The sequence below is a fragment of the Oribacterium sp. HCP3S3_B9 genome (assembly GCF_052064255.1).
Taxonomy (GTDB): domain Bacteria; phylum Bacillota; class Clostridia; order Lachnospirales; family Lachnospiraceae; genus Oribacterium.
In genome coordinates this window covers 1-862 of record NZ_JBQHVY010000064.1, presented here as the reverse complement: position 1 = coordinate 862, position 862 = coordinate 1, and the positions used below count along the sequence as shown (strand labels likewise).

Genomic DNA, 862 nt, shown 5'->3' with positions numbered 1-862 from the left:
GCATCATTATAAAGGAGTGGACCACTAAGATAGAGCTCGTGCCGACCGTTCAGAAACGGAATGCGGCCGTTTTGCTTCGCAAACCCGGCCGATTAGCTCCGCAATATGCACTGGCCGGAAAATCACTTCCGTATCCGGGCGGATTTGACAAGGAGGGAAATCTCACCAGCGATCCGGGGGCAATCGAAGAGAGTCGGAGGATTCTTCCGACCGGATACTGGAAAGGTTCCGGCCTTGCACTTGCCCTGGATCTGGCGGCAACCTTAATGGCGAACGGTAAAAGCGGATCAGATATGGACGCAGATGGACTTGGAAGCTGCGGGGGCTGCTCTCAGATTTTCATTGCATACGACCCGAACATGTTCGGAGAACAGGAAGAGATTATGGAAAAGCTGGATCGTCGCGTTACGGCAGCCAGAAATGCGCATCCGATCGATTCGGCCCGTCCGGTGACATGTCCGGGTGATCAGACGAGAAAACGCCGCGCGAAGAGCATGAAGGAAGGAATTCACGTTGATGACGGAATCTGGAGACAGATCATAGAGCTCGCTTCCAACTAAATAATCAGCAAATATTCTCCTGCGACAGAATAATCATAAAAAAACGATTAAAACAATAAAAATAATTATGTTGAAAATAATTTTTGCTTTATTTTGTTAAGTGGTATATGATTATACCAGTGGTTTATTTACCCAGACCCGGAAAGGGTATCGTTGAAGGAGACCAGCTATGAAAAGTCAAGCATAGATTCGCAGAAAATTATCTTTTTTATCAGTGGCTATAAAAGGGTAACTCTAACAGAGCTCCCCAAAGGGTGCTTTTCAAAATCTACTATGATCTCGAGTTAGAACTTACTCAAGAT

1 protein-coding gene is annotated in these 862 nt (G+C 46.2%); it reads left to right on the top strand.

Translation table 11 applies throughout. The features are described 5' to 3' along the window. Positions 1 to 560 (top strand): Ldh family oxidoreductase (locus ACTNC3_RS11415; RefSeq protein ID WP_441227507.1); only part of this gene is annotated, 560 nt, incomplete at its 5' end. Positions 561 to 862: the final 302 nt, after the last annotated feature.